General features: G+C 62.9%; 6 protein-coding genes and 1 tRNA gene. 3 read left to right on the top strand and 4 right to left on the bottom strand.

All coding sequences use genetic code 11. The features are described 5' to 3' along the window. Positions 1-144: 144 nt before the first annotated feature. From ACLQI9_RS17105 to ACLQI9_RS17115, 3 genes are all read left to right on the top strand, one after another. Entirely contained in the window at positions 145-447 is a 303-nt protein-coding gene (locus tag ACLQI9_RS17105; RefSeq protein ID WP_442391959.1) for a HigA family addiction module antitoxin, read from the top strand. A 163-nt stretch (positions 448-610) separates the two neighbouring features. Continuing rightward, on the top strand, positions 611-835 hold the full coding sequence (locus ACLQI9_RS17110; RefSeq protein ID WP_442391960.1) for a hypothetical protein: 225 nt from the start codon (positions 611-613) through the stop codon (positions 833-835). A 40-nt stretch (positions 836-875) separates the two neighbouring features. Beyond that, a tRNA-Phe gene (locus ACLQI9_RS17115) sits at positions 876-958 on the top strand. 821 nt (positions 959-1,779) lie between these two features. Here ACLQI9_RS17115 and ACLQI9_RS17120 read toward each other — a convergent pair. The 4 genes from ACLQI9_RS17120 to ACLQI9_RS17135 all read right to left on the bottom strand — a co-directional run. Then, on the bottom strand, positions 1,780-2,328 hold the full coding sequence (locus ACLQI9_RS17120) for a hypothetical protein (protein ID WP_442375922.1): 549 nt from the start codon (positions 2,326-2,328) through the stop codon (positions 1,780-1,782). Positions 2,329-2,490: 162 nt separating this feature from the next. Then, complete coding sequence (locus ACLQI9_RS17125) at positions 2,491-2,673, bottom strand: hypothetical protein (RefSeq protein ID WP_442375921.1); 183 nt, start codon at positions 2,671-2,673, stop codon at positions 2,491-2,493. Between the two features lie 250 nt (positions 2,674-2,923). Beyond that, positions 2,924-3,727, bottom strand: coding sequence for a PPOX class F420-dependent oxidoreductase (locus ACLQI9_RS17130; RefSeq protein WP_442391961.1), 804 nt, complete (start codon positions 3,725-3,727; stop codon positions 2,924-2,926). Position 3,728: 1 nt separating this feature from the next. Continuing rightward, positions 3,729-4,163, bottom strand: a 435-nt coding sequence (locus tag ACLQI9_RS17135; RefSeq protein ID WP_442391962.1) for an AMP-binding protein, incomplete at its 5' end; no start/stop codon positions are given.

The raw sequence follows: 4,163 nt of genomic DNA on the forward strand, positions 1-4,163 counted from the left end.
AACCACATCCGCCAACTCGAAGCCCTCGGTTACGCGGTAACCCTCAACCCTGCCGCGTGACCCGCACAGCACCACCGCACACGCGTGCACCACACCAGACGCACGTCACCTTCATTTTCGGATTAGCACCAGGAGAGAAACAACATGGCCGACTTTCCGCCTGTCCACCCGGGAGAAGTCTTGCTCCACGAATTCATGCAGCCATTAGAAATCTCACAGAACAAACTCGCCAACACCATCGGCGTCCCACCCCTGCGCATCAACGAGATCGTACGTGGCAGACGAGACATCACAGCGGACACCGCACTGCGGCTCTCCCGCGCGCTCGGGCTCAGCGACATGTTCTGGCTGAACATACAGTCCCGCTACAACGCAGAAACCGTCCGTATCAATCTGGGGCAGAACCTAAACCAGATACACCCCATAAATCTCGACGACATCCCGTAGGCCGTTTAAGCCCCACCGTTGATTCCACCCAAACCCGCGGCGTGGAGCGCCGAGGGTCTGATGATCGGGTTTTTGCCGCGCGACGCCCAGGATCGGCTGCCTTGATGAGATCATCGGGCTCAGCGCCACGGGCAGCCGGTTCGCCGGCGATTACGGGTCGCTCATGGATCAGTCCGATGAGATGCGAGCGATGGCCGATCGCTGGCGAGACCACGGCGTGGATATGGACGCCACCAGCCTGACCTACGCAGGAGACCGCGTTCAGGCTAATGACGCTCGGCGCCTGCACGGCGTCATCGTCGACATAGCGTTGTCGGCGCACCCATCGCCGTCGGCGGTCGTTCGCTGGTTTCCATGGGGCCAAAATGGGGCCAAATCACCGGACTAGTTGCTCCAGGCCGCCCAACTCGGTGGTTCAAGACCACTGTGTCCAGCTGAAATACGCTGGTGTAAGCCAAAAGTCAGCCTGAAAAGCGGAAGGTCGGCGGTTCGATCCCGCCCCTGGCCACCATCTCCACCAGTATGTTTCGGCTGGTCAAGGGCATTTGTGATTCAGTTTGTCTCGTGTTGTCTGTCGCATGGTTGACCGTGGGTGACCGGCAAAATCCTTTGCGCAGTGCACGTCGGGTGCACGAGCACGTCTGTCTCGGCCGCGTTCGTGCGAACTGCTGACTTCTGATCCGTAGGCAGGGGCGGGCGTCGTGAGCAGGCATGATACGAGTTCTATCGTCGTGTAGGTGGAGGTGTCGGGGAGCCTGACTGTCGTCATCGTTGTCGCCTGGGTTCTGGCGGTGGTTGCAACACCTGATCTTTCAGGAGTTGCAGGTGACAGATTCGCATCAACGCCAAAAACCCGGGCCTGGCAAACCGTTAACGGCCCAGCGCGAGCTCTACTTTCGCCTGATGAAACAGGGGCTGAACAATTCCGAGGCGTGTCGGCTGGTCGGGATTCACCGTTCGACCGGTCAGCACTGGCGACACGGGCGTCGTCTCCGCAACAAGGGCCGCGAGTACTACTACCGGCCCATCACCGCGCCGGCGCCCCCAGTCTCGGCGAGGTTCTTGTCCGAAGATGAACGCGTCCGCACGCACGAGAAGGTCGGGCGGCACGGTACCTGTTGCTTCGCAACAGCCCCCAGCGGACTCATTCGACCCGGACCTGGATGTGGACAACCTCGACGACGAGTTCCTGATGCCTCCAATTACCTCGCTGTGCAGAAGTTGTTCGATCTCAATGGTATTGAGAACTCCGAGCGTCGTCGTCATTCCTTTCCGCGATCGCCTACACGCATAGCGCTATTGAGGACATGTCCGAACATGAGGGCCGAGCCGTTAGGGAAGCAGCGTCAACCGCCACAGAGACTGGCCGGGCTCGAGTAGCCACAGCCGGCGGGCGTTCAAGCGCACCAAGCTCAAGGCCCCGGCAATGAGAACGAACGCCAGCGGGACCCCTCCCAGTAGCGCGGTTAACACCGACGCGCGAAGCTCAGCGGGACTGGCGGTCGTGACGTCGAACCACGCATCACAGAGCAGCAGTATCCCGGTGGTGAAAGCGGGAAGCACAAGCACCTGGCGATGCAGCCAGGTCAGGATCGCCGTCGCGGCCATGAACACGACCAACAAGCTGTCAAAGCCCAACCACGTCAACGGCCAGTCGCGGACGGTGTAGTTCTGAGGCAACGTAAACCCCAGGTAGACAATCCAAGGGATCATGAACACCGCGCCGCCAGTCATCAGCCCGAGATGTGCTTGTGTTAGCTTCGCTGCGAAGCCTTTTGGCCTCAGATCCGCCATGGGCCGCTCGAGCCGCTGAATCAGGTCACGCCGCTGCGCGGCTGTCAGCGCGGTGATCTGCGCATCAGAGAGAACGTTCTTTGTCATCGTCGGCACACCCTCAGGTTCTTGCCAGGTCACGTTCAACTGACCGGCCCGCTGATGCGGCCGTCCGCTGTTCGGATACGTGGGGCGCAATGGACTCGGTGACCTGCCGCCGGCGCGTCTGATGGGCACGGTCACCGATGCCCCGCATCATTTTCTGCTCCATCACGAAGTGCGCGATGTCGAAAACCGCGTGCCCAAGGCGTTTCCGCTGCCGTGGACGAGCAGGCGCGTCCACCCGTTGTAGGAGCGCAGGTAGAAGCCCCACGCGCCGGATGCCTTCTCTCCGCGGCGTGTCCGCGCGAAGTCGGCGGGTGACATCAGCACCAGGTGAGAATTTGACTTCACCGCTGCCACCACCGTCCTACCCGTCTCGCCGTAACGGTGGGCCAACCAGACGGTGTCAGCCTCCCCGGCTCCCACGCCGACCAATACGACGCAATCGAATATGCAGGGTTACCGGTAAACTGCCGCATATCCGTTATTGGGTTGTAGCACAACGGGGTCCACCTGCATATTCATCAGACTGATCAACGCCCACTTCTTGCTGCCGCCGCCGGGCCATAGAGGCCCCTGACGCGCTCGCCCGCGACGCGGGTCAGGCCGGACTCGACGGCGTGATGCGCAGGACAACACGCGGTTTGCGGCCGCGGGCCGCAATGGTTTCGACCAGTGTCACCACCCGAAACTCCAAGCCGTACTTGTGCCTGATGAGTGACTCGACCCGTGCGACCTCGCTGGGGTCGGTGATCACCTCGGCGGTGCCGGCGAGCAGGGGCTGTTCGGCGCGCACCTTCCCGGTTCGGCCACAGGGCCTGAGTGTGACCCGGGGGTCGCGTCGGATTCGTTTGACCTTCCAGGCGTCGGCCGGGGTCCACGCCAGCAGCTGGTCGCCGTCGCGGGCGATCCACATAGGTGAGACGACCGCGTCCCCGTTGCGCTTGAAAGTCCTCAGGGACACGAACTTCTCATCGCCTAGCCGCGCCGTGGTGCCTTCGCTCATGGAGTGCCCTCTCGAGTATCGCACGAGCCTCCGCGAAGTTGAGTCCGGCCAGTCCATCACACAGGGGCCGAGGATCTGGATTTCCCCGTCGTCGTCGTTGATGCGTATCGACGTGCCGTCGAAGGGCAGGCCCACGGTGCCCAACTTGTAGTGATCGGGCCGGTTGATGCACGCCCCGGCCGCGGTCTCGGTCAGACCGTAGCCTTCCAGGATGAGCAGGCCCGCGGCGTGGAACCACTCGCCGATCTCGCGGTTCAACGGCGCCGCGCCGGAGATAAAGAACCGGATGCGCCCGCCGAACGCCTCACGCACCTTGCTGAACACCAGGCGGTCGAACAGCCCGTAAAGCAGCGACATCGGCAGCGGAACGGCGCGGCCGGCACGCCGTCGGCGGTCCACCTCAAGCCCCACTGAGAATGCCGCCGCGAACAGCCGGCCGCGAAGGCCGCCCCGGGCTTGTTGGGTGGTAACGATGCGGGCGTGCTCCTTTTCGAAGATGCGGGGCGCGGGCGCCCATGAACGTCGGTTTGACCACCGCCAGGTTGTCGACGATCTTGTCGACGCGCCCGTCGATCGCCGTGGCGAACCCGCACGCCAGCTGGGCGGTGATCAGGACTTTGCCGAACGCGTGGGCCATCGGCAACCACAGCAACTCCAGATCGTCCTCGCCGAGGATCTTCAGCCGGGCTACCGCCGTCCCCTCATACGCCCAAGCGGAATGCGGCAACCGCACCCCTTTGGGCCGTCCGGTGGTTCCTGAGGTGTAGATCAACGTGGCCAACTGCTGTGGGGTGATCGCGTCCGCTCGTGTCCGCACACCCGACGGATGCTCGAG

The organism is Mycobacterium sp., from assembly GCF_052143115.1.
Taxonomy (GTDB): Bacteria; Actinomycetota; Actinomycetes; order Mycobacteriales; family Mycobacteriaceae; genus Mycobacterium.

Coding starts and splice junctions, on each gene's coding strand:
- ACLQI9_RS17120 (WP_442375922.1), bottom strand. CDS start 2,328: ATGACAAAGAACGTTCTCTCTGATGCGCAGATCACCGCGCTGACAGCC.
- ACLQI9_RS17105 (WP_442391959.1), top strand. CDS start 145: ATGGCCGACTTTCCGCCTGTCCACCCGGGAGAAGTCTTGCTCCACGAA.
- ACLQI9_RS17110 (WP_442391960.1), top strand. CDS start 611: ATGGATCAGTCCGATGAGATGCGAGCGATGGCCGATCGCTGGCGAGAC.